We start from the raw sequence: 24996 nt of genomic DNA on the forward strand, positions 1-24996 counted from the left end.
GCCATGCCGACCATCGCCGCCCTGCGCCGCTTCACTCCCCGCACGCTGTGGGGCCGCATGCTCGCGCTCTACAGCATCACGCTGCTGTGCTTCCTCGTGCTCGGCCTGGGCGCCTATTACCGCCTGCAGTTCGTGCGCGAGATCGAGGACGTGCAGGACATGGCCGGCATGCTGGCCGAAGTGGCGTCGCAGGCCGTGGAGGACAGCGTCGTCGTCGGCGACTACGACACGGTGCAGCGCACGCTGGCCAAGACGCTGCATTACTCGCCGTTCCGCTCCGCCGCCTTTATCGACGTGGGCGGACATGCGCTGCGCATTGCCGCCCCGCTCCGCGCCGACGACGCGCCGCCCGGCTTCATCGTGGCCATGGTGTCCGCCCGCCTGTTCGACGTCAACCGGCCGATCAGCGTGGGCGGCCGCGATTACGGCGTGATGCGGCTCACGTTCGACGACGCGGCGATCGCACAACGGCTGTGGCAACTGATGCGCGATGCCGCCTGGCTGGCCGCCGGCTGCGTGCTGCTGTCGCTGTTCGCGATGCACCGGCTGCTGCGCCGCTGGCTCGGCCAGCTTACCCGGCTGCAGCGCTTCGAGGCGGACCTGTCGGCCGGCCTGGCCGATGCCGCGGCCCGTTCCGGCGACGCGCCGCTGGAAATCGAGCAGGCGATGCGCGCGGTGGATCGCATCACGAACAGCATCCGCAGCAGCTTCGACCAGCGCATCGATACGCTGGTCGATACGCTGATCCAGCACAAGAGCGCGCTCGACGAAGCCTGCAGCGTGTGCGAGCTCGATCCGGCAGGCCGCATCGTGGCCGCGAATGACCGCTACGTGGCCGCCTCGGGCTTCACCCGCGAGGCGCTGCTGGCGATGCCGATCGACCAGATCGGCGAACTGATCGAGCCGCGGCGCCAGGGCCCCGGCGCCGCCTCGACGCTGACCTGCGAGGTGCGGCTGGCCGACCGGGCCAGCCGCCCGCGCTGGCACCGCCGTACGGTGGTACCGATCTTCAATGCGTTGCGCCAGGTCGAGAAGTACATCTGCATCGAGATCGACATCACCGACCGCCGCCGCAGCGAACAGCTGGCGCTCGCCCATGCCCGCAAGCACGAGCAGGCCGCGGCGTTCGCGCGCTGCGCGTTGGTCGAAGCCGATTTCGATACCTTGTGCCGGCTGCTGGTGCGCGCCGCCGCGGTCGGCCTGCAGGCCCAATGCGCCACCCTGCGGCGGCACGGCGCCGGTGGCACGGCATGCGTGGCCGCCTGGCCGCCCGTACACTCCGCCCGCGCGGTACCGGACACCTGGATGGCCGGCACCGCGGGCGGCAACGCGGGCGATCGCGGGGGCAGCCACGCGGATGGCAACCCGAATTGCGCCGAGGTGGCGCTGCGATGGGGCGACGCGCGCGGCGTGCTGGCCGTGCGGGGAGCCGGCGGCGATGGGTTCAGCGACCACGACCGCTATTTCCTCGACAGCCTGGGGGGCACCTTCGCCAATGCGGTCGAGCGGCACGACAGCAGCGCGCGGCTGCGCTACCTGGCCACGCACGACCCGCTGACGGCATTGCCGAACCGCGCGGCATTCGGCACCCGGCTGGCCGAGACGATCGCCGCCGGCGGCACCGTGCAATTGCTGGTCATCGACCTGGATCACTTCAAGAACGTCAACGACACGCTCGGCCACGCGGCAGGCGACGGCCTGCTGGTCGAAGCGGCGCGGCGCCTGCAAGGCGCGTTGCCGCCGCGCGCCTTCGTGGCGCGACTGGGCGGCGACGAGTTCGCGGTGATCTGCCCGCCCGGCTACCCGGACGACGCGGCAGACGCCTGCGCCGGGGCGCTGGTGGCCAGCCTGCACCGGCCGTTCCTGCTGGAGGGCCAGCAGATCTTCATCGGCGCCAGCATCGGCATCGCCGCCGCCCCGCGCGACGGCGCCGCGGCCGACGACCTGGTACGCAATGCGGACACCGCGATGTACGCCGCCAAGCAGCACGGCCGCGCGCGCGGCTGCCGCTTCCAGGCCGCCATGAACGAACGCGTGGCGCGCCGCGTGGCCCTCGAATCGGGGTTGCGCGAGGCGCTGGAACGGGGCGAATTCTCGCTGGCCTACCAGCCCAAGCAGAACATCGTTTCCGGCCTGCTGACCGGCTTCGAGGCGCTGCTGCGCTGGCACGGGCCTGCGGGTGTCCATGGGGCGGCGGAAACTTGCGCGCAGCCCTCCGCGCATCCCTCCGAATTCGTTCCCGTGCTGGAAGACACGGGCCTGATCCTGCCGGTGGGCGCGTGGGTCATCCGCTCCGTCTGCGCCCAGGTGCGGGCCTGGCGCGACGCCGGCATGCCGCCGGTGCCGGTGGCGGTCAACCTGTCGGCGCGCCAGTTCCAGCAGGAGAACCTGGTGGACATGATCCTGGCGGCGACGCGCGAGGCGGGCATCGCCCCGGCCGCGCTGGAATTCGAGCTGACCGAATCGATGCTGATGAGCGACCCGGCCGTTTCCGAAGGCATCCTGCTGCGGCTGAAGGCGGCCGGCATCGGGCTGTCGATCGACGATTTCGGCACCGGCTACTCCAGCCTGTCGTACCTGAAGCGTTTCCCGCTGGACGCGCTGAAGATCGACCGCGCTTTCGTGCGCGACCTGCCGGCCGACAGCGAAGACCTGGCCATCACGCGCGCGGTGATCGCGCTGGCGCACAGCCTGGGGCTGCGGGTGATCGCCGAAGGCGTCGAGGATGCGGCCCAGCTGGCATCGCTGCGCGCCAACGGCTGCGACGAAATCCAGGGCTACCTGTACGGCGAACCGGTTTCCGCGGCCGAGTGCCTGGCCATCTTCGGTGCGTGCCCGCTGGCCGGGTCGGTGGCTTGACAGGTACGGCGGCAGCCCGGCTCGCCGCCTGTTTCAGAATGGCGCTGTCCGCCCGACAGCGCCTCAGAACAGCGCGGGCTGTACTTCCACGGTCCCGGCCAGCGGCTCCGGCCCGGCCACCAGCAGCGCCGGATCGGGCAGCACCAGCATCCGGCGCGCCGCCTCGGGATCGCGGCAGTGCAGCCAGGCGTCCCACTGCGACGGTTCGAACGGCACCAGCGCGCGCTTTTCGTCGCCGGGACGGTGGAAGCGCGACAGCAACGGGTGCGCATCGGCATTGACGGTCAGTTGCGTGAAGGAGCAGACGCGGCGGCCGTCCGGCTCTTCCCAGGCCCGCCACAGGCCGGCGACCGCCAGCGGCCGGCCGTCGGCACGGGCGATCGACCAGCGCTGGTGCCGGCCGCTTTCATAGTTCGGCTCGAACCAGCGTTCCATCGGTATGAGGCAGAATCGGCCCCGGGTCCACGCGTCGCGATAACTCGGCAGTTCGGCGACGGTTTCGATCCGCGCGTTCATCGTCGAATAGGCGCGGCTGCCCGGCGCCAGGCGGTGCTGCGGCACCATGCCGTAGCTGCCCACCAGGCAACGCCGCTCCGGCACCGCCGCCCTGCCCTGCGCCCGCGCGCCGCGCGCCGCCACGATGACCGGCGCCGCGTAATCCTGCCACACCTCGTGCTCCCACTCGCCGCGCGGGGCGAACGGCACCCGCTGGTCCAGCGCGGCGAAACGCGCCAGGCTGTCCCGCTTGACCGTCACATAATTGACGCACATGCTGCCGATTCCTCCATTTTTCCGTCCAACGGGCGCATGGTAGCAGCCCGGCGGCGCGTCCGCGCCGTGGCGTTCGCGCCACCCGCGTCGCGTCCGGCGCCCGACTCCGGTATAGTGACGGCAGCCCATCGGCAAACTCGGAATCATGCTTAGCGGTAACTACCACCCCATCCTCGTCGCGGTCTCCATCCTCGTCGCGATCTTCGCGTCCTATACGGGATTGAGCCTGGCCGACCGCGTGCGCAGCTCGCAGGGGATCGCCGCCGTCGTGTGGACCGCCGGCGGCGCGCTGGCGCTCGGCACCGGCATCTGGGCGATGCATTTCATCGGCATGCTGGCATTCCACCTGCCGATCCCGCTGGGCTACGACCTGGCGATCACGGGGCTGTCGCTGCTGCTGCCGGTGCTGGTTACCGGCCTGGCGCTGTGGCAGCTGCGCCACCGGGTGGTGCCGGCGCCCCGGCTGGCCGCCGCGGCGCTGCTGATGGGTCTGGGCATCAACGGCATGCACTACACCGGCATGGCGGCGATGCGGATGGAGCCGGGCATCGTCTACGATGCGGTCGCGTTCGCGGCCTCGCTGCTGCTGGCGATCGCGGCCGCCGCCGGCTCGCTGTGGATCGCCTACCGGCTGCGGCTGCGCACGCCGCGCGCGAGCTTGATCCAGGCCGCCGCCGCGACCGTGATGGGGCTGGCGATCGCGGGCATGCATTACACCGGCATGGCCGCCGCCAGTTTCCCGCTGGGCAGCGTGTGCCTGGCGGCCACGCAGGGCATGGACCAGGTCAACCTTGCCATTCTCGTTACCCTCGGCACGGCCGGCATCCTCACGATGGCGCTGGTGGTTTCCGTCTACGATGCCCGCCTCGAGTCGCGCACCCACGTGCTGGCAGCATCGCTCGCCACGGCCGAGGAGCGCCGCTCGCAGTTCCAGACCGAGCACGAGGCGCGGCTGCAGGTCGAGCGCCTGTCGCACCTGAAGGATGAATTCCTCGCCACGCTGTCGCACGAACTGCGCACGCCGCTGAACGCGGTGCTGGGCTGGGCCCAGCTGCTGCAGCAGGGGGGCAAGGATGACGCGACGCTGCAGCGCGGACTGGCGGCGATCGAGCGCAACGCGCGCGCCCAGGTGCAGATGATCGACGACCTCCTCGACATGAGCGGCATCGTGTCCGGCAAGGTGCAGATCGAGCCGGCGCCGGTGTGGCCGGCCGACTTCGTGACCGCGGCGGTGGATGCGATCCGCCCTACCGCGCTGGCCCGCCGTATCGCGGTCGCCACCGACATCGACCGCGACGCCGGCCCGGTGCTGGCCGACGCGGCGCGGATGCAGCAGGTGATGGGCAACCTGCTGTCGAACGCCGCCAAGTTCACCGAGCCGGGCGGGCACATCACCGTCACGCTGGCCGGCTCCACCGGGCACGCCGGCCATGCGACGATCCAGGTGGCCGATACCGGCGCCGGCATCGACCCCGCCTTCCTGCCGCACGTATTCGAGCGCTTCCGCCAGGCCGATTCGTCGACCACGCGGCTGCACGGCGGACTGGGCCTGGGCCTGTCGATCGCGCGCCAGCTGGTGGAACTGCAGGGTGGCACGATCCGCGCCGACAGCGCCGGCGCGGGGCGCGGGGCCGTGTTCTCGATCACGCTGCCCTTGTCGACCTACGCGGCACCGGCGCGCGGGGCCGGCGGCGGGACTGCCGCCGGCACGGCCCTGCCGCCGGACCTGGGCGGCGCCGTGATCGTGGCTGTCGACGACCAGCCCGATTCGCTCGACGTGCTCAAGCGCACGCTGGTCGCCGCCAATGCGCGCGTCTACACGGCCGGCAGCGGCATCGGCGCGCTGAACCTGATCGCCAGCGTGCGCCCGGCCCTGCTGATCAGCGATATCAGCATGCCCGGCATGGACGGCTTCGAACTGTTGCGCAAGGTGCGCGCGCTGCCCAATTGCCGCACCCTGCCCGCGCTGGCGCTGACCGCGCTGGCCGGGGCGCGCGAACGCGAACGGGCACTGGCCGCGGGCTACTCGGACCACCTGCCGAAACCGGTCGGCCCCGCCCTGCTGGTGCGTGCCGCCGCCGCGCTGCTGACCCAGCGCGAGCGGGTCTGAACGCTGTGGAGCTTTACACCCGCAGCGCCTGGGCCGGCGCGGCCCGCATGGCCAGCCACGCGTGGCGCGCGGCCGCGGCCAGCGCCACCGCCACCGTTGCCGCCAGCGCGCAGGGCAGCGCCCATTGCCCGGCCGGCGCCCGCTCCACGTAACCCGCCAGGTAGCGTTCGATCACGAGCGCGGCCACCGGCAGGCCGGCAATGGCCGCAAGCAATGCCAGCATGCCCGTTTCCCGCAGCACCAGCAGGCCGATCGCCCCGCCGGGGGCGCCATGCAGCTTGCGCAGCACGATTTCCTTCGCGCGCCGCTGCACGGTGTGCGCCGCCAGCGTGTAGCACCCCGCAGCGGCCAGCAGCAGCGCCACGCCGGCCGCGACGGCGAGCAGCCGCGCCAGGCGCGCATCGTCGGCGTAGTTACGAACGAGTACGTCGCCGGCACGGTGGATGCGCGGCAGCGCGTCCGGGAAGAAGCGCGGCCAGAGCCGGCGCACCAGCGCATCCACCTGCGCCGCAGGCAATGCCGAGCGCACGGTCAGCGTGGCGCCCGCGGTGGACAGCTCGAATGCGACGGGCCGCGGCTGCTCGCGCAACGACTGGAAGCGCAGCGGCGGAGCAATGCCGATCACGCGGCGCGGCGATGTCTTGCCGTCCCAGTCGCGGAACAGCACCGTCTGGCCCAGCGCCTGCGCCGGATCGGCGAAGCCGAGCGCGCGCGCGGCCACTTCGTTCAGCACCAGCGGGCCGGGATCGTCGTCGCGGTCCAGGCGCGCGTCGAACAGGCGCCCGGACCGGGCACGGATGCCGTACAGCGTGAAGAAGTTCGCCCCCACCCACCGCACGTCGAGCGACGCGCTGCCGCCGCCCGGTCGTTGAAACGCGCGGTCGACCTTGTCTTCGCTGCGGCCGACGGCATCCAGCGACACGGCAACGCCGTCGATATCCCGTTGCGCCGCCAGCGCCGCCATCAGGCCGCGCGCCTTGTCGCTGAAGCGGGCCTGTTCCGGCATGTCGACCAGCGTCAGGTGCGACGGGTCGAAGCCGGGCGCCGCCTGCGCGGCGTAGCGCGTCTGCCAGGCGATCGCCAGCGCCACGCCGGCCACGCCCATCGCCACCGCCAGCTGCAGCACGGCGAGCACGCGGCGGGCACGGGCGGCGCCCGGCGATTCCGTGTCCGGCTTGCCGGACAGCACGCTGTCGGGGCGCACGCGCAACGCCAGCCAGGCCGGATAGACGGCGGCGGCGCAGCCGAGCGCGATGGCGGTTGCCAGCATGCCCGCGATGTGGCCGGCCGACAGCATGCCGGGCAATTCACGTCCGGCCAGCGCCACGAAGGCCGGCTGCGCCAGCCATGCCAGCAGCAGGCCAAGCACCGTGGCGGCCAGCACGACCGTCATCGCTTCGGCGGCGCATTGCGCGGCGATATCGCGGGCACGGGCGCCCAGCACCTTGCGAACGGCCAGTTCGCGCTGTCGGCGCAGCACGCGCACGGCCGCCAGGTTCACGTAATTGGCGCCGGCCAGCGCCAGGATCAGCAGCGCCACCGCACTCAGGCCGCCCACCAGTGCCGGGTTGGCGCGCTCGCCCGCGCGCCAATGGAAATTGCTGCCCAGTGCATGGTCGAAGTAAGCGGCGCGCAGCGACGCCAGCCCAACTTCCAGCGGCTCGCGGCCGGCCAGCCGTGCCAGTACGTCCGGACTGTGCCGCTGCATCCCGGGCAGGTGGCCGACGGCCGCCTGCAGCGCGGCGGCAACCGCTTCGGGCCGGCCGTCCGGCCGCAGCCGCACCAGCACCTTGCCGGGCCAACCCTGCCGGCCGGTCAGCATCTCTTCGCGGATCGCCGGGTCGACGATGGCGCTGGCCACGCCGGCCAGCGCGTCGAACGGCAGCGTGGTCGGCCCCGGCTGCGGCGCCAGGACGGCCGCCACGCGCAGCACCTGCCCTTCCGCGCGCAGCGTGCGGCCGACGGCATCGACCGTGTCGAACAGACGCATCGCGGTGGCCTGGGTGAGCACGATGCCGTCCGGACGCGCCAGGGCGGCTTCCACATCGCCATCGATGGCGCGCAAGCCCAGCATGCCGGCAAAACCCGGCAACACAGCCAGGCCCTGCAGCGGCACCAGCCTGTTGCCGGCCCGCACGGTCAAGCCCGTCAGTTCCGGCCGCAACCCGACCACCACGGTTGCGCCGGCAACACCGGGCAGCGACGCCGCCGTGCGCGCAAGCGCCATCGGCGCCTGGTCGAACCACTGCGCCCGGGTGGCGGTGTTGTCGCGTTGCTTGATGATATACAGGCCGTTGGGGAGGTGGGCGTTGACGCTCCACGCATGCCACACGAAACCGCTCAGCAGCGTGAACACGGCCAGGCCGAGCGCGAGCCCGCCCACGGCCAGCACGGTTTGCCAGCGGCCGCCCGGCAACGCGCGCCGCACGGCCGGGATCAGCAGGGAGAGCAGATGTGGATTGTCCTGGCGGGTCATCGGCACCGCCGCAGGCCGGTTGCTGTCATCGTTCCCATCCCTTCACTGTAGCAATGAAATGAGAGAAACAGTGCAACTTGCGTGCCATGGCTGGCGCGGCCGCGGGGATGCGTACCGCGCGGCGCCGGCCGGCCGGAACCGGTCAGGTCGCTGTCCGGTTCCGGACAGTGCCGCGGGCGCCGGCGCAGGCCGGCATGTCCTTACGACGCGCCGCGCCGCTGCAGCGCGCGCGCTACCTCCACGAGGATCGATCGCGTCAGCGGTTCGTCGTGGTATTCGTTGCGCGTGGCCTCGCTCAGCAACCTGGCGGCCGAACGGACATTGAGCTCCGGCTCGGCGGCCTGCAGCACGCGCCCGACCAGCTCGCATGCTTCCAGCACCGCGTCCATCTCGACCTTGTCGAGCCCGAGCTTGTAGTGCGGCGTGCCGCCGCTGGCGTAATGTTTGTCCATGGTGGGATTCCTTGACGCCATTAAACCAAGATTGGCACCCCGGCCACGTCAGCACACATCCCACAAGCGTGTCAGCCTACGCCCCATGTCAACCGCAAGCCGGCGCATGGTCGTCATCGAGCAAGGCGGCCACGCTGTGCACCACCCGCTCGAGCAGCGCTTCGTCGTACGGCAGCCAGGGCACCGCGCCGAGCTTCTTCGATGCCGGCTTCAGCGCCAGGTCGACGGGCGCGCCGTCGCGCATCACGCGCCCGGTGCGCATGCTGACCCGTGCCCCGCCGGCATGCACATGAAATCCTTCGATGGCAACCCTGCCCGCCGCGATCTGGGCGTGCAGCAGGCGTTCCAGCACCTGGCGGCGCACCGCATGAACGCCGGACCCGTTCGAAAGCAGCCGCAGCCGCGGCCACTCCAGTTCTTCCGATTCCAGCGCGACGGCCGCCACGCTGACCAGCAGGTCGGCGGCGCGGCATGCCTCGGACAGCACGCGCGGCGGCACATCGCGCACCGGCAACGCCATCGGGCCGCGCGTGAAGTCGATGGTTTCCGTCGCCACCGTGCCGTCGCAGCCGGGATACAGCGCCCAGGACATGCGGAATGCGGCGCGCACGTCGCCGAAGCGCCGTGTCAGGGTGCCGCCGTCCAGCTTCCACCCTTCGCGCCTTGCCAGGCCGAGCAACCGTACCGTGCCCAGTTCGTAGCCGGCGAAATGGCCGCAGGCGTCGTCCTCGTCCGGCCGCGGCGTGTAGAACTCGCGGAAGACCTGGCGCACGGGCTGGTGCAGGCGATGCCGCAGCACGTGGGCGCGCCATGCTTCGCGCTCCGCTTCGCCGGACTCGACGGGGTGCCACAGCGTGACGGGCGCATCGTCCGGCAAAACCAGCGGGCGTCCGCCGGCATCCACCGGCACGTCGCCGTCGCCCAGCATGAATGCCGCGCCGGCCGACCAGACCAGGGCGCGCGCATGGTCCGTCATCACGGCGCCGGCCAGCAGCCGCGCGCGCCACTCGCCGTACGGCAGCGTGAACGGCCGGCACAGCGCCGTGTCGAAGAATGCGGCCAGCAGCGCGCGCTGCTGCTTCGGCGGCAGGCCCACGTCGCCCAGGCGCAGCGCCACCTCGGGGCGTGCCGCCAGGCCCCGTTCGGCCGGCTTGACGTTGCGGGCCAGCTTTTTCTTCAGGCCCGCATGCCGCACCACCCGCGACGCCTCGCGCAGCGCGGCAACGCTTTCCGGCGTCGGCACGGCTTCGATGGCGTGCCCGAGCGCCGTGGTCAGCGCCTGGGAGGGCACCGTCTTCGCGGCGGTGGGCGCCACGCAGACTGCCGGCAGGAGGCGCGTGATGGCGTCGCCGTACCACGGCGCATCGGCCGCCGCCGCCGCCCGCGCCGCCAGGCCCAGCACCCGGGCGTCGTCCGGCGTGAAGGCGGCGTCCGGCTTGTAGGGCACGGCGCCGGACTGCACGCGTTGCGCCGCGTCCCCGGCCGCCTCCAGCGCGTCGCGGGCGAATTCCATGTAGGCGGGTTCCTGGCCGAGTTCGCCGGCCAGTTCGAGCCAGCGGCGTGCCGCGACATCGTCCGGGCTGAATTCTTCCACCGCCGCCAGGGCCACGAGGGCGCGCCGCCCCAGCGTCGCCAGGACCGCGAATTCGCGCGCAGTGAGCGAAGAGCCATAGGCGCCCTCGATGACCTGCGCCAGGCCGGCCAGCGCCTCGTCCGCGCCGGCAAGGATCAGCAGTGCCGCCCGCTGGCGGCTTCCCCGTGCCCATCCGGCCTCGTTCGACAGCATCGGAACCAGTGCCTGTGCAAGCTCCGCCGTGGGCGCGCCGGCGAAGCAGGCAAATTGTTCCGCCAGGCTCACGCCCCAATGTCCGGCACCGTGTAATACCCGCAGCGTGGCCGCCAGCGTCGCACTGTCGAGCGCCGGCGCCATCCCGGCCTGCGCCACCTGCCGGAACACGTCGTCGGCCAGCGGCTGCAGCGTCTTTTCGCGCCGCGCCGCATGCAGCAGCGGCCACAACGTGCCCAGTTCCTCTGGGGTGATGCCGGCAATGTCGATCGCGGGCCCGGTAAAGCGGACGTGATCGGGGGCGGGACTGGTCAGGCGGGCGTGCAGCGCGGCGTAGGTCGACATCGGTTGGTCCGGTGGGGAGATCCGGCGATTGTGCCGCATCGGGGTTCCGCACAAACTCACGCAATGTCACGGGGACAGCTTTTCCCGCCCCGTGTAGCAGACGAACTTTTCGCCGCGGGCAAATGCCAGCAGCACCAGCCCCGCCCCGGCCGCCATGCGCACCGCCGCGGCCGTCGGCGCCGACACGCCGACGATGCCGGCGGCACCGGCCATGGCGGCCTTCTGCACCATCTCCACGCTGACACGGCTCGTGACGAGGACGAAGCCGTCGCCCGTGCGCAGCGCGCGATCGCGCGCCAGCGCGCCGACGACCTTGTCCAGCGCATTATGGCGCCCCACGTCCTCCCGCACGACCGCGAGCCCGCCCGCCAGGTCGCACCAGGCCGCCGCGTGCGTGGCCCCGGTGAGCTGGTTCAGCGCCTGCCGCTCGGGCAAAGCGGCCAGCGCGGCGCGCACGGCGTGGCCAGCCAGGATCGCCGTGCCCGCCGGCTGCGGCAGCGTGCGGTACACCTGGTCCAGGCTGTCCACGCCGCACAGGCCGCAGCCGGTGCGCCCGGCCAGCGAGCGGCGGCGTTCCTTCAAGGCGGCGAAGGCGCGGCTGGCGATGTCCAGGTGCACCGCCACGCCGGCCGGGCCGGCTTCTATCTCGATGCCATAGCACTCGCCGGCGTGATCGATCAGGTCTTCGGTGAGCGAAAAACCCAGCGCGAAGTCTTCCAGGTCGCACGGGGTGGCCATCATCACCGCATGGGAGATGCCGTTGTAGACCAGCGCCACCGGCACCTCGTCGGCCAGCACGTCTTCCGCGGGCGTGATGTCGTCGCCCCGCACGCGCAGCACGTTGCGCCGTTCGGTGGCGGGTGGCGGCTCCCCGCCGGACGGGGCGGGACAGGCGGTGGCGGAATCGTCGATCATGGCGCAACTCGTTCAGGAGGGACGGCAATGATGCCACACGGCGAACGGCCCTGCCGGTTACCGTCCGTTTCTCCGTGAAACCATACAGGCGGTTTTAAAAACATTTGACAGCCAATCCGGCTATCCCATCAATGAAAGTGATTCTCATTTAATTTAATGATATTTTGAGCAAGATCATGCTTTCTATTCAAATATTCCGTCGTTTTTTGATAAGGGATAACACGTAGTCCCCTATCTGAACGCTCGTTCTATTGAGTTTCACTGTGAAAATATATTCTGCGCGGTGATAACATCTATGTGCTGCTGAAATAAACTCCTTACAAAGGATTATCAATGAACCAGATGTCAAGGCGCCAGTTCCTTCGGGTAACTGGTGCGACCATCGCGGGTTCGAGCATCGCGGCGCTGGGCTTCATGCCGGCTACGGCCATGGCCGAAGTCAGGCAATACAAGCTCGCGCGCACGACCGAAACCCGCAATACCTGCCCCTACTGCTCCGTCGGTTGCGGCCTGCTGATGTACGGCCTGGGCGATGGCTCGAAGAACGCCGCCGCCAGCATCATCCACATCGAGGGCGACGCCGACCACCCGGTCAACCGCGGCACGCTGTGCCCGAAAGGCGCCAGCCTGATCGACTTCATCCATTCGCCGAACCGCCTGAAGGTGCCGGAATACCGCGCACCGGGCGGCACCGAATGGCAGGCGATCTCGTGGAACGACGCGCTCGACCGCATCGCCCGGCTGATGAAGGCCGACCGCGACGCGAACTTCATCGAGAAGAACGCCGATGGTGTGACCGTCAACCGCTGGCTCACCACCGGCTTCCTGGCCGCTTCGGCCGCCAGCAACGAAGTCGGCTATATCACCCACAAGACTGTGCGCAGTCTCGGGATGCTCGCATTCGATAACCAGGCGCGTGTTTGACACGGTCCGACGGTGGCAGGTCTTGCCCCGACGTTTGGCCGTGGAGCGATGACGAATCACTGGGTCGACATTAAAAATGCCGATGTGATTCTGGTTATGGGCGGCAATGCCGCCGAAGCGCACCCCTGTGGTTTCAAGTGGGTCACCGAAGCGAAGGCACACAACAAGGCCAAGCTCGTGGTGGTGGACCCGAGGTTTACCCGTACTGCGTCCGTGGCGGACTACTATGTTGCCACGCGTACCGGCACGGATATCGTGTTCCTGGGCGCGATCGCCAACTGGCTGATCACGAACGACAAGATCCAGCACGAATACGTCCGCAACTACACGGACATGTCGTTCATCGTCCGCGAAGACTACGCGTTCGACGACGGCATCTACTCCGGCTACGACGCCACCGCCGGCAAGTACACCGACAAGTCGAGCTGGAACTACGAGATCGGCGAGGATGGTTTTGCCAAGGTCGACCCGACCCTGCAGCATCCGCGTTGCGTGTACCAGCTGATGAAGGCCCACTACGCCCGCTACACGCCCGAAATGGTGGAACGCGTGTGCGGCGTGTCGTCCGAACAGTTCCACAAGGTCGCCGAGACGCTCGCGTCCACGGCCGTGCCCGGCCGCGCCGGCACGATCCTGTACGCACTGGGCTGGACGCACCACTCGACCGGCGCGCAGACGATCCGCATGGGCGCGATGGTCCAGCTGCTGCTGGGTAACATCGGTATCGCCGGCGGCGGCATGAACGCGCTGCGCGGCCACTCGAACATCCAGGGCCTGACCGACCTGGGCCTGATGTCGAACCTGCTGCCGGGCTACATGACGCTGCCGTTCGACGCCGAGCAGGATTTCGACAAGTACATCGACGCGCGGGCACCGAAGCCGCTGCGCCCGAACCAGCTGTCTTACTGGAGCAACTACAAGAAGTTCCACGTGAGCTTCATGAAGACCTGGTGGGGCGATGCCGCCACCGAGGAAAACAACTGGGCCTTCGACTACCTGCCGAAGCTGGACAAGCCGTACGACCTGCTGCAGACGATCGAACTGATGCACCAGGGCAAGATGACCGGCTACTTCTGCCAGGGCTTCAACGTGCTGGCGTCCGCGCCGAACAAGCAGAAGGTCACCGAGGCGCTGTCGAAGCTGAAGTACCTGGTGATCATGGACCCGCTGGCCATCGAGACGGGCGAATTCTGGAAACCGCACGGCGAGTTCCATGACGTGGACCCGACCAAGATCCAGACCGAGGTGTTCCGCCTGCCGACCGCGATCTTCGCCGAGGAACGCGGTTCGCTGGTGAGCTCGTCGCGCGTGCTGCAGTGGCACTGGCAGGGCGCCGAACCGCCGGGCCAGGCCAAGGGCGACATCGAGATCATGTCCGGCCTGTTCCTGCGCCTGCGCAAGATGTACCAGACCGAAGGCGGCAAGTTCCCCGACCCGATCCTGAACCTGACGTGGCCGTATGCGCAGCCGGCGCACCCGACGCCGGAAGAACTGGCGATGGAATTCAACGGCAAGGCGCTGAAGGAAATCACCGATCCGAAGGACCCGACCAGGGTGCTGCTGAAGAAGGGCGAACAGCTGGCCAGCTTCTCGCAGCTGAAGGACGACGGCTCGACGTCGTCGGGCTGCTGGATCTTCGCCGGCAGCTGGACGGCCGCGGGCAACCAGATGGGTCGCCGCGACAACTCCGACCCGACCGGCATCGGCAACACGCTGGGCTGGGCCTGGGCATGGCCGGCGAACCGCCGCGTGCTGTACAACCGCGCCTCGTGCGACGTGAACGGCAAGCCGTTCGACCCGACCCGCAAGCTGGTGGGCTGGAACGGCACCACGTGGAGCGGCGCGGACGTGCCGGACTTCAAGCTGGACGAGGACCCGGCCAATGGCATGAACCCGTTCATCATGAATGCCGAAGGCGTGGCGCGTTTCTTCGCCCGCGGCCAGATGAACGAAGGTCCGTTCCCCGAGCACTACGAGCCGTTCGAGAATCCACTGGGCTACAACCCGATGCACCCGAAGAATCCGAAGGCGACCAGCAATCCCGGCGCCCGCGTGTTCCCGGGCGACCGGGCCCAGATGGGCACGCACAAGGAATTCCCGCACGTGGCGACGACCTATCGCCTGACCGAGCACTTCCACTTCTGGACCAAGCACGCCCGCCTGAACGCGATCGCGCAGCCGGAACAGTTCGTGGAAATCGGCGAGGCGCTGGCGAAGGAAATCGGCGTGGTGGCCGGCCAGAAGGTGAAAGTGTCGTCGAAACGCGGCGTGATCGTGGCCAAAGCCGTGGTCACGAAGCGGATCAAGGCGCTGACCATCGAAGGCAAGGTCACGCACACGGTCGGCATTCCGCTGCACTTCGGGTTCAAGGGCCTGACCAAGCCGGGCTATCTCACCAACACGCTGACCCCTGTCGTGGGCGACGGCAATTCCCAGACACCGGAATTCAAGTCGTTCCTGGTGAAGGTCGAGAAGGCTTAAGGCGGGTTAAAGGACTATCACTCATGGCATTACAATCTCTAGACATCAAGCGGATCTCCGCCACCACGGTGCAGCCCCCGGTTGCCCGCGAGCCCGTCACCGGCACCGTCGCCAAGCTGATCGACGTATCGAAGTGCATCGGCTGCAAGGCATGCCAGACGGCGTGCTCGGAATGGAACGACCTGCGCGACGACGTCGGCGAGAACATCGGCGTGTACGACAACCCGATCGACCTGACGCCGCAATCGTGGACCGTGATGAAGTTCGCGGAACACGAGAACAACGACGGCAACCTGGAATGGCTGATCCGCAAGGACGGCTGCATGCACTGCGAGGAACCGGGCTGCCTGAAGGCCTGCCCGGCGCCGGGAGCGATCGTGCAGTACACCAACGGCATCGTCGACTTCCACCAGGAAAACTGCATCGGCTGCGGCTACTGCGTGACCGGCTGCCCGTTCGACGTGCCGCGCATCTCGAAGAAGGACAACCGCGCCTACAAGTGCACGCTGTGCTCGGACCGCGTGGGCGTGGGCCAGGAACCGGCCTGCGTAAAAACTTGCCCGACCGGTGCGATCGTCTTCGGCACGAAGGAAGACATGAAGACGCACGCGGCCGAGCGGATCGAGGACCTGAAATCGCGCGGCTACGAGAACGCCGGCCTGTACGACCCGGCCGGCGTGGGCGGCACGCACGTGATGTACGTGCTGCACCATGCCGACCGTCCGGCGCTGTACAGCGGTCTGCGCAACAATCCTTCCATCAGCCCCGTCGTGGGCGCGTGGAAAGGGCTGACCAAGCCGCTGGCCCTGGCCGGCATGGCGGCGGCGGCGCTGGCCGGCTTCTTCCACTACACCCGCGTCGGCCCTAACGAGGTCAGCCGCAAGGAAGAAGAGGAAGCGGTACACGACGCGCAGCGCATAGCGGAGGAACGTCATGAAACACGATGAGAGCCTGAAGCACGACGAGATCCTGAAGGACAAGGACGGCCACCCGCTGATCCAGCGGTACAAGCCGAACGAGCGTACCAACCACTGGATCACGGCGATCACGTTCGTGCTGCTGGCGGTGTCCGGCCTGGCCCTGTTCCACCCCGCCATGTCGTGGATGGCGGTGTTCCTGGGCGGCGGCCAGTGGACGCGGATCCTGCATCCGTTCATCGGCCTCGTGATGTTCGCATCGTTCCTGATCCTCGTGATCCGGTTCTGGCATCACAACTTCCTGGACGCGTCGGACCGCCAGTGGCTGCGCCAGATGCCGGACGTGCTGGCCAACCGCGAGGAAAAGCTGCCACGGATCGGCAAGTACAACGCCGGCCAGAAGCTGCTGTTCTGGGCCCTGATCGTCTCGATGCTGGGCCTGCTGCTGACCGGCTTCGTGATGTGGCGCGCGTATTTCTCGCACCTGTTCCCGATCGGCCTGATCCGCGTGGCCTCGCTGCTGCATGCGTTCTTCGCGTTCGTGATCATCATGTCGATCATCGTGCACGTGTACGCCGGCATCTGGATCAAGGGCTCGATGGGCGCGATGGTACGCGGCACCGTCACCTGGGGCTGGGCGCGCAAGCACCACCCGCGCTGGTTCGAGGACGAAGTGCGCAAGCGTAACCGCTGAGCAAGGAGGCGAATGACGCGCCTTTGCGTATTCGTCTAAAATTGGCCGGGCCCGCGTGGCCCGGCTTTTTATTGCTTAAAACCGGGGTCAGACCCCAGGATTTGGAAATATTTCCTTGAATTGGGGTCCGCCCCCGGTGTTTGGAAACACTGGAGTTATCTTGGTACAGAGACTGTTAGAACCGGGCGAGATCGAGTCGCTCGACCACACCGCCATTCCCCGCCTGCTGCTGCCGCGGCCGGCCGAACTGTATGCGGCGCGCGCGGAGCGGCTGCGCCAGCTGGCGACGAACAGCATCAAGGGCATTCCCGTCGACGAGGCCCTGGCCAGCTACGTCGGGTTGATGGCCGAGCTGGTGCAGGCGCAGGCCGATGTCGTGAAGACGCTGCCGCCGGCCGGCGTGCCGCTGCCGGGGCAGGAACTGATGCGCGTGGCGCACGAACACAACATGCCGCCGCTGCCGGTGACGGGCGCGCGCCCGGCCGAGTGGCGCGCCGTGTTCGCGGCGATCCTGGACCGGCTGGAAGCCCGGGTCGCCGGTCAGCCGCAACTGCTGACCGCCCTGGACGCCCTGCGCGGCCTGACCGAGGCGCAGCTGGAAGGCGCGGCCGACGCGGTGCTCGGCGAATTCGCCGAAGGCATCGAACCGGCGCAGGCGCCGTTCGTGGCCGCCGCGCTGCAGGTGACATGGAGCGTGATGGCCGCGCAGCTCGACGAGCGCTGGGCCCAGCCGCTCGTCACCGGCACGCTGTGCCCCGTCTGCGGCTCGCACCCGGTGGCCAGTGTGATCCGCATCGGCGGCCAGTCGCAGGGCTACCGCTACCTGCACTGCGCGGTCTGCGCCAGCGAATGGCACATGGTGCGCGTGAAGTGCTCGTGCTGCGAGGCGAACTCGAAGGTTGCCTACCAGGGCCTGACCGCCGCGGATGCCGACCCGGTGGCCGAGAACGTGGCCGCGGCAAAAGAAGGCAAGATGCTGAACAAGGCCAACGACCCCACCCGCGTGGCGCGCGCCGAAACGTGCGACGAGTGCCACTCGTACCGCAAGATCTTCAACCAGGAACACGACTACAACGTGGACCCGCTGGCCGACGATCTGGCCAGTCTGGTGCTGGACGTGCTGGTTTCCGAGCTGGGCTACGCGCGCGCCAGCGGCAACCCGCTGTTGCGGCTGGGCACGCCGGCATGACGGGAGCGGTCCGGAACGTGAGGCTGCCGGCCGTGCACGCGCTGCTGGCGGCGCCGGCCTGCGAGCCGCTGGTGGCCGAATACGGCCGCGAACAGACCGTCGGTGCGCTGCGCGACGTGCTGGCCAGCCTGCGCGGCACGCTGCTCGAAGGCGGCGCGGCCGATGCGTCGGAACCGGCCGTGCTGGCCGCCCTGGCCGCGCGGCTCGCGGCGGCCAACCGCTCGCCGCTGCGCCGGCTGTTCAACCTGACCGGCACGGTGCTGCACACGAACCTGGGCCGCGCCCTGCTCCCCGACGTCGCCGTGCAGGCGGTGGCCGATGCGTTGCGCTGGCCGATGAACCTCGAGTGGGACCTTGAAACGGGCAAGCGCGGCGATCGCGATTCGCTCGTCGAGGAGCACCTGCTGAAACTGACCGGGGCCGAAGCCGTCACGGTCGTCAACAACAACGCCGCCGCCGTGCTGCTGATGCTGAACACGCTGGCGCCCGGCCGCGAAGTGATCGTCTCGCGCGGCGAGCTGGTGGAAATCGGCGGCGCCTTCCGCATCCCGGACGTGATGACGCGTGCCGGCGCCCTGCTCCGCGAAGTGGGCGCCACCAACCGCACGCACCTGAAGGATTACGCGGATGGCATCAACGGCGCCACCGCGCTGCTGATGAAGGTGCACTGCAGCAACTACGCGATCACCGGCTTTACCAAGGAAGTGACGTTGCCCGAACTGGTGCCGCTGGCGCGCGAACGCAATCTCCCAGTGGCGGTGGACCTGGGCAGCGGCACGCTGGTGGACCTGGAAAAATACGGCCTGCCCCATGAGACCACGGTGCGGGAAACCATCGAAGGCGGCGCCGATCTCGTCACCTTCAGCGGCGACAAGCTGCTGGGCGGCCCCCAGTGCGGCATCATCGCCGGGCGCCGCGACCTGGTCGCGGCGATCAAGAAAAATCCGCTGAAGCGCGCGCTGCGCGTCGGCAAGCTCACGCTCGCCGCGCTGGAGCCGGTGCTGGCGCTGTACCACGCGCCGGACCTGCTGGCGGAGCGCCTGACCACGCTGCGCCTGCTGACCCGCCCCGCGCAGGCGATGCGCGCGCTGGCCGCGAGGCTGCAGGTGCCGTTCCAGGAAGCGCTGGGCGACAGCTACACGGTGGCCGCCGAACCCGTGACGAGCCAGATCGGCAGCGGCGCCCTGCCCGTGGACGTGCTGCCCAGCTTCGGCCTGGCGGTGCGGGCCGCGCCCGGCACGCGCGGCAATCCCCTCGGCGTGCTGGAACGCCGGCTGCGCGGCCTGCCTGTCCCGGTGATCGGCCGCATCGCCGACGATACGCTGTGGCTGGACCTGCGCTGCCTCGAAGAGGCGCATGCGGAGGAGTTCGCCGGGCAGTTGCCGCTGCTGAAAGGCGCGGCCGCATGATCGTCGGTACCGCGGGCCATATCGACCATGGCAAGACCACGCTGACCCGGGCGCTGACGGGCGTCGACACCGACCGCCTGAAAGAGGAAAAGGCGCGCGGCATCTCGATCGAGCTGGGCTATGCCTACCTGCCGCTGGCGGGCGGCGACATACTCGGCGTGATCGACGTGCCGGGCCACGAGAAATTCATCCGCACGATGGCCTCCGGCGTGACCGGCATCGACTGCGCGCTGCTGGTGATCGCCGCCGACGACGGCATCATGCCGCAAACCGTCGAGCATCTCGCCATCCTGCAGTTGCTGGGCGTGCGCCGCGGCGCCGTGGCGCTGACGAAAACCGATCGCGCCGATGCGCAGCGCATCGCCGCCGTGGAGCGTGACATCGCCGCGCTGCTGGCCGGCACGCCGTTCTCGGGCGCCCCCATGTTCCGCACCGCCGCCACGCAGCCGGGCGACCCCGGCGTGGCCGCCCTGCTCCGGCATCTGTCCGATGTGGCACGCGCGCTGCCGTCGCGCGACGACCGCCGCCTGTTCCGGCTCGGCGTCGACCGCGTGTTTACGCTGTCCGGCCAGGGCACGGTGGTCACCGGCACGGCGCTGTCCGGCCGCGTGGCGGTCGGCGACGTGCTGGCGCTGGCCCCGGGCGGCGGGCAGGCGCGCGTGCGCGGCATGCATGCGCAAAGCCGCAGCGCCACCGAGGGCCATGGCGGCCAGCGGCTGGCGCTGAACCTGGCCGGCGTGGCGAAGGAAGACATCGAACGGGGCACGTGGATCGTCGCCCCGGCCCTTGCCGCCTGTTCGGAAAGGCTCGACGCGCGGCTCACGCTGGCGGGTGGCGCGAAAAGCGGCGTGCTGAAAGCATGGTCGCCGGTGCACGTGCACCTTGGCGCTTCCCACCACACCGCGCACATCGTGCCGCTGGACGCCGATACCGTGCAGCCGGGCCTGCCCGCGCGCGCGCAACTGGTGTTCGACGTGCCGGTGCACGCGATGCCGGGCGACCGCTTCGTCGTGCGCAATGCGCAGGCCACGCACACGATCGGCGGCGGCATCGTGCTCGACCCGTTCGGCGCCGCGCGCAAGCGCCGCAGTCCCGCGCGGCTGGCGTGGCTCGATGCGCTGCAGGCCTACGTGGACAGCGGCGACGTGTCGGCACTGCTGGCGCAAAGCCCGCAGGGTGCGCGCGCGGCCACGCTGGTACGCCTGACACAGCTGCCGGTCGACGCGATGCCGTTGCCGCCGGGTTGCCTGCGGTTGCCGCTGTCCGGCGGCGACGAACTGTGGATCGCCGAAGCGGCACTGGCGGGGCTGGAACGATCGGTACTCGAAGCGCTGGCCGGCTTCCACGCGAAGCAGCCGGACGACGCCGGCCCCGAGCTGTGGCGCCTGAAACGGATGGCGCAGCCGGATGCGGAAGACGCGCTGTGGTCCGCGCTGGCGGCGCGGATGCTGGCGGCCGGCACGATCGCGCAGCGCGGCCACAGCCTGCACCTGCCGGGCCACAGCGTGGCGCTGACGCAGGAAGAGGAGGCGCTGGCCGCGCCGCTGCTGGCGGCGATCGGCCAGGGCCGGTTCGACCCGCCGTGGGTGCGCGACCTGGCGAAGGACTGCCGCGTGCCGGAAGACGAGGTGCGGCGGCTGCTGCGCAAGCTGGCCCGCGCCGGCCAGCTGTCGCAGGTGGTGCCGGACCTGTTCTATCACCCGCGTGCGCTGGCGGAGATGGCGCGTATCGTCGCCACGCTGCCGGACACGCAGGCCGCCAGCTTCCGCGACGCCACGAACCTGGGCCGCAAGCGCGCGATCCAGGTGTTGGAGTATTTCGACCGCGTCGGCTATACTCGCCGCGTCCGCAACAGCCACCTGGTGCGGCCCAACGCGCACTGGCCCGACCCCGGTTGATGCCGTGGCGTTGCACACCGAGGAAGGCATTCTCATCCGGTGATGGGGCCGGGCTTCAAACCCGGTGAGGGGCGTCAGACGTTCCTCTGTAAGTTCGACTCTTTCTGCCTTCCGCCAGTCTTTCGCGGCCCGCACCCGTTGCGAGTTGTAACGCCGGTTGACCGGGCAATGCCTTTTTGGCATGTTGGCCGGAGTTCCCACTCCGTGAGGCCCGCCATGAAATTCCCCGTCCCCACCGCTGCCGCACTCGGCAGTATCATGCTGTTGCTTTCCGCCTGCAGTACCGATACCAGCCGCCAGGCCGACGTTGCCGCGCCGGCGCCGTCGCCGGGGCCGGACATGACCCATCCCGCCGCTCCCGCCGCCCCCGTCACGCCTCCCGCCCCGCCCGCTCCCCCGGCTCCCGCGCCTTCGTTCGGCGGCATGGCGGGCGTGGCGCCCGGCACGGCGCGGCCGATGATCGCCTTGCGGGCACCACACGCGCCGTACATCGTGCCCGGCCCCGTTTTCCTGCCCGGAGGCACGGACAAATTCCCCGACAAGGAGGCCGGCAAGGCCGTGCTGGTCGCCGAGCAGCCGGTATCGACGTTCAGCGCCGACGTGGACACGGCGTCGTATGCCTTCGTGCGGCGCATGCTGTCGGCCGGCCAGCAGCCGCCCCTGGCGGCCGTGCGGGTCGAAGAGATGGTCAACTATTTCCCTTACCGCTACACGGCGCCCCGCGACCGCGCGAGGCCTTTCGCCATCAGCACGGAAGTGGTGCCGAGTCCGTGGAAAGCGGGCAACCAGCTGATGCACATCGCCGTGCGGGGGTACGACATCGACGTGGCGGAGCGGCCCCGTGCCAACGTGGTACTGCTGGTCGACGTGTCGGGCTCGATGATGCCGCCGGACCGCCTGCCGCTGCTGCAGCAGGCCTTCCGCCTGTTCGCGCAACAGTTGCGCGACGAAGACCGGGTGGCCATCGTCACGTATGCCAACGGCACGCACGTGGTGCTGGAGCCGACCGCGGGCAAGGAGCGGGGCAAGATTGCCGATGCCATCGCGGCGCTGCACGGCGGCGGCGGAACGGCCGGCGAGGCGGGCCTGCAGCGTGCCTATGAACTGGCTGAAAGGCACTTCGACCCGAAGGCCGTGAACCGCGTGATCCTGGCCACCGACGGCGACTTCAACCTCGGCATGACGGATCCCCGGCAACTGGAAAAATTCATCGTGGACAAGCGCAAGACCGGCGTCTACCTGTCGATCCTGGGCGTGGGGGCGGGCAACCTGAACGATGCGCTGATGCAGCGCCTGGCGCAGTCGGGCAACGGCAACGCCGCCTATGTCGATTCGCTGCTGGAAGCGCGCAAGGCAATGGGCGAGGAGCTGGGCTCGACGATGTTCCCGATCGCCAACGACGTCAAGTTGCAGGTCGAATTCAATCCCGCGCAGGTTGCCGCCTATCGGCTGATCGGCTATGAAACGCGGATGCTGCAGCGCCAGGATTTCAAGGACGACAAGGTGGATGCCGGCGACATCGGCGCGGGCCACACGGTGACCGCGATCTACGAGATCACGCCGGCCGGTGCCGCGGCCGGACTGGTGGATCCGCCGCGGTATGGCGGCAACCGGCCCGCCGACGGAAAGAACAGGGAAAGCGGCAAAGGAAAAGGCGGCGACGAGCTGTGCTTCGTGAAGCTGCGCTACAAGCTGCCCGGCGAATCGGCCAGCCGGCAACTCGAACACCCGGTGCGCGCCGCTTCCGCGCGCGTGCGTTTCGATGCGGCGCCGGAAGACCAGCGCTTCGCCATCGCCGTGGCCGCATTCGGCCAGCGGCTGCGGGGCGAGCCGCAACTGGCGGACATGGGGTATGAAGACATTGCCGCGCTCGCCAACGGGGCCCGCGGCCAGGACCCGCAGGGTTATCGTGCCGAATTCGTCAAGCTGGTGCGCATGGCGGAGTCGCTCGACAAGGCGGGCCCGCAAGTGAGCCAGGGCGCGCCGGGCATGATCGTCCCGCTGCGGCGCTGAGCCCGCGGTTCCGAAACGCCGGGTTACTTCTTGCCGCTCTTCGGTGCCTCGTCCAGCGCGCGGCGCTCGACCGGGTTCGTATAGGCCTCGGAAGGCTTGATTTCCATCGCGCCTTCCGCGCCCTGGTCGCCGTTGCCGGCGCCGATCCCGGTCGTGGCCGTTGCGCTGGAACCGGCTCCGGTGCGTTCGCCGGTCATCGAATCGCCGCTGGTCTCGACCTTGCCGCCGCCGTCGGCATTGCGCTTGGCATTGCCCGTGGCATCGTTGCCGGCACCGGTCTTTGCTGAACCCGACGGATTGCCGCGGTTGCCGCCATCCTTGCCGGCGTTCTTGTTCGGCTGCTTGTTCGTGTTCTTGTGCGCCGTGGCCGACCTGCCCGGCGTTGCTTCGGTGGCGGCCTTGCTGTCCGACTGCGTTTGCGGCGGATTGGCCATGTTGGTGACGGAATGGCTCTGCGCGGACGCGGCGCCGGCATAGGCCAGGGCCGCCAGGGTGGCGGCGGCGATCAGTTTGGTATGCATGGTGTTCTCCTCTTGGGTTCTCGTAACGCGCCGGCACGCTGCCGGTATGGTGGTGTCATTGTGTCACCCCGCCCAGTTTTAGTGCGTAGGAGAAAGCCTTGTGCGCCGGTCGGCGCAAGCCGCCTGTCAGAGCGGCCGCGCGCACGGGTGGGGCAACGGCACGCCCCCCGGCACTGGTGCGCGCGCCACATGGTTCAGCGGCAGCCAGCGATACCCGTCCGCTCCCGGCACGATATGGCCGAGGCCGGGGAACGAGATGTGGGCCGCCGCCACGCAGTCGCCCCGTTGCGCCGCTTCGGCGAACCAGCGGCGCCGGTTCGCCTCGGCCTGCGCGGCATCGCTGTCGTACTTCACCGTCACGCCGGGATCGGGAAACTGCACCGGCGCCACGTGCACCGTATCGCCCCATACCAGCAACCGCTCGCCGTCGCTTTCGACCAGGTAGGCCGTGTGCCCCGGCGTGTGGCCGGGCGACGGCTGCGCCGTGATGCCCTGCTCCAGCCGGTCCGCGGCATCGAAGGGCTTGAAGCGCCCGGCGGCGATGTAGGGTTTCAGCGATGCGATCGCGCCGTCGAACATGCCGCGCAGGAAAGCCGGCGCTTTCGCCTGCTCGCCGGTGCTCAGCCAGTACGCGGCGTCGCGCGCGTTCACGCGCACCACGGCATTCGGGAATGCGGCGGCCGCTCCCAGCGCCACGCCCCCCACGTGGTCGGCGTGCAGGTGCGTCAGCAGTACTTCGTCGACCTGACCCGGCGCATAGCCGGCCGCGCGCAGATTGTCCAGCAGGTGGCCGCCGTCCGCGCCGTACAGCGCGCCCGCGCCGCTGTCGATCAGGATCAGCTTCGTGCCGGTGTTGACGAGGAAAGCGTTGATCGAGCCTTCCACCGGCGCCTTCAGCCACGCCGCGGCCAGCAGCTTGTCCGCCAGGCCCGGATCGGTGCTGTCCAAGCTGGCCGCGCCGCGCGTCAGCACCTCGTGGGCGGGAAACGGGTGGGTGCCGTCGAGCAGCGCCGTCACTTCGTAGCGGCCCAGCGCCACGCGGTACCAGCCGGGCGCCTGCGCAGCGGCGAACGGCGCGGCGGCATGCACCTGCGCCACGGTGGCGACGGCCAGGCCGGCGGCGGCAAGCAGTGCGCACAGGGCGCGCACCGCGACGGTACGGGAAAGAGCGGACATGGCGAAGCCTCTTGGAAATGGTCGGTGCCGGCAGTGTGCTGTACCGGCGGCGCCGCCAGA

At 69.6% G+C, this 24996-nt stretch carries 16 protein-coding genes and 1 tRNA gene; 10 read left to right on the forward strand and 7 right to left on the reverse strand.

Annotated features, from left to right (window positions below; all coding sequences use genetic code 11):
- The first annotated feature begins 3 nt into the window (after positions 1–3).
- Complete coding sequence (locus tag GJV26_RS01000; RefSeq protein WP_155706871.1) at positions 4–2859, forward strand: putative bifunctional diguanylate cyclase/phosphodiesterase; 2856 nt, start codon at positions 4–6, stop codon at positions 2857–2859.
- Between the two features lie 63 nt (positions 2860–2922).
- Here GJV26_RS01000 and GJV26_RS01005 read toward each other — a convergent pair whose 3' ends face one another.
- On the reverse strand, positions 2923–3630 hold the full coding sequence (locus GJV26_RS01005; RefSeq protein ID WP_155706873.1) for an SOS response-associated peptidase: 708 nt from the start codon (positions 3628–3630) through the stop codon (positions 2923–2925).
- Positions 3631–3775: 145 nt separating this feature from the next.
- Here GJV26_RS01005 and GJV26_RS01010 point away from each other — a divergent pair, with 145 nt between their 5' ends.
- Positions 3776–5740, forward strand: coding sequence for an MHYT domain-containing protein (locus tag GJV26_RS01010; RefSeq protein ID WP_155706875.1), 1965 nt, complete (start codon positions 3776–3778; stop codon positions 5738–5740).
- A 13-nt stretch (positions 5741–5753) separates the two neighbouring features.
- Here the strand turns inward: GJV26_RS01010 and GJV26_RS01015 are convergent, their stop codons facing one another.
- The 4 genes from GJV26_RS01015 to fdhD all read right to left on the reverse strand — a co-directional run bounded on the left by GJV26_RS01015 (position 5754) and on the right by fdhD (position 11714).
- Positions 5754–8216, reverse strand: a complete 2463-nt coding sequence (locus GJV26_RS01015) for an ABC transporter permease (RefSeq protein WP_155706877.1) — start codon at positions 8214–8216, stop codon at positions 5754–5756.
- A gap of 200 nt (positions 8217–8416) precedes the next feature.
- Positions 8417–8668, reverse strand: coding sequence for a hypothetical protein (locus GJV26_RS01020; RefSeq protein ID WP_155706879.1), 252 nt, complete (start codon positions 8666–8668; stop codon positions 8417–8419).
- A gap of 88 nt (positions 8669–8756) precedes the next feature.
- Positions 8757–10799, reverse strand: coding sequence for a DUF4132 domain-containing protein (locus GJV26_RS01025; protein WP_155706881.1), 2043 nt, complete (start codon positions 10797–10799; stop codon positions 8757–8759).
- 66 nt (positions 10800–10865) lie between these two features.
- The gene (fdhD, locus tag GJV26_RS01030; protein ID WP_155706883.1) at positions 10866–11714 is read right to left on the reverse strand and encodes a formate dehydrogenase accessory sulfurtransferase FdhD; all 849 of its coding nucleotides are present in this window, start codon (positions 11712–11714) and stop codon (positions 10866–10868) included.
- Positions 11715–12047: 333 nt separating this feature from the next.
- Here fdhD and fdnG point away from each other — a divergent pair, with 333 nt between their 5' ends.
- From fdnG to GJV26_RS01070, 8 genes are all read left to right on the forward strand, one after another.
- A complete protein-coding gene (gene fdnG, locus GJV26_RS01035; RefSeq protein ID WP_155706885.1) occupies positions 12048–15119 on the forward strand; it encodes a formate dehydrogenase-N subunit alpha in 3072 nt (1023 codons plus the stop codon).
- Between the two features lie 23 nt (positions 15120–15142).
- Entirely contained in the window at positions 15143–16066 is a 924-nt protein-coding gene (fdxH, locus tag GJV26_RS01040) for a formate dehydrogenase subunit beta (RefSeq protein ID WP_155706887.1), read from the forward strand.
- Positions 16053–16730 carry a formate dehydrogenase subunit gamma gene (locus GJV26_RS01045; protein WP_155706889.1) on the forward strand — a complete coding sequence of 226 codons (678 nt, stop codon included), beginning with the start codon at positions 16053–16055 and terminating at the stop codon, positions 16728–16730. The genes fdxH and GJV26_RS01045 overlap by 14 nt, the downstream gene beginning before the upstream one ends.
- A 160-nt stretch (positions 16731–16890) precedes the next feature.
- Entirely contained in the window at positions 16891–17919 is a 1029-nt protein-coding gene (gene fdhE, locus GJV26_RS01050) for a formate dehydrogenase accessory protein FdhE (RefSeq protein WP_155706890.1), read from the forward strand.
- On the forward strand, positions 17916–19328 hold the full coding sequence (gene selA, locus GJV26_RS01055; protein ID WP_155706892.1) for an L-seryl-tRNA(Sec) selenium transferase: 1413 nt from the start codon (positions 17916–17918) through the stop codon (positions 19326–19328). Before fdhE ends, selA begins: the two co-directional genes overlap by 4 nt.
- A complete protein-coding gene (selB, locus tag GJV26_RS01060; protein WP_155706894.1) occupies positions 19325–21226 on the forward strand; it encodes a selenocysteine-specific translation elongation factor in 1902 nt (633 codons plus the stop codon). The genes selA and selB overlap by 4 nt, the downstream gene beginning before the upstream one ends.
- A 21-nt stretch (positions 21227–21247) precedes the next feature.
- Positions 21248–21343, forward strand: a tRNA-Sec gene (locus GJV26_RS01065).
- A gap of 99 nt (positions 21344–21442) precedes the next feature.
- Positions 21443–23239: a vWA domain-containing protein gene (locus tag GJV26_RS01070; RefSeq protein WP_155706896.1), complete on the forward strand. Its 1797-nt coding sequence runs from the start codon at positions 21443–21445 to the stop codon at positions 23237–23239.
- A gap of 23 nt (positions 23240–23262) precedes the next feature.
- On the opposite strand, the gene GJV26_RS01075 is transcribed toward GJV26_RS01070, so the two are convergent.
- The gene (locus GJV26_RS01075; RefSeq protein WP_155706898.1) at positions 23263–23760 is read right to left on the reverse strand and encodes a hypothetical protein; all 498 of its coding nucleotides are present in this window, start codon (positions 23758–23760) and stop codon (positions 23263–23265) included.
- Between the two features lie 126 nt (positions 23761–23886).
- Positions 23887–24936, reverse strand: coding sequence for an MBL fold metallo-hydrolase (locus GJV26_RS01080; RefSeq protein ID WP_155706900.1), 1050 nt, complete (start codon positions 24934–24936; stop codon positions 23887–23889).
- Positions 24937–24996: the final 60 nt, after the last annotated feature.

The organism is Pseudoduganella dura (assembly GCF_009727155.1).
GTDB lineage: Bacteria > Pseudomonadota > Gammaproteobacteria > Burkholderiales > Burkholderiaceae_D > Rugamonas > Rugamonas dura.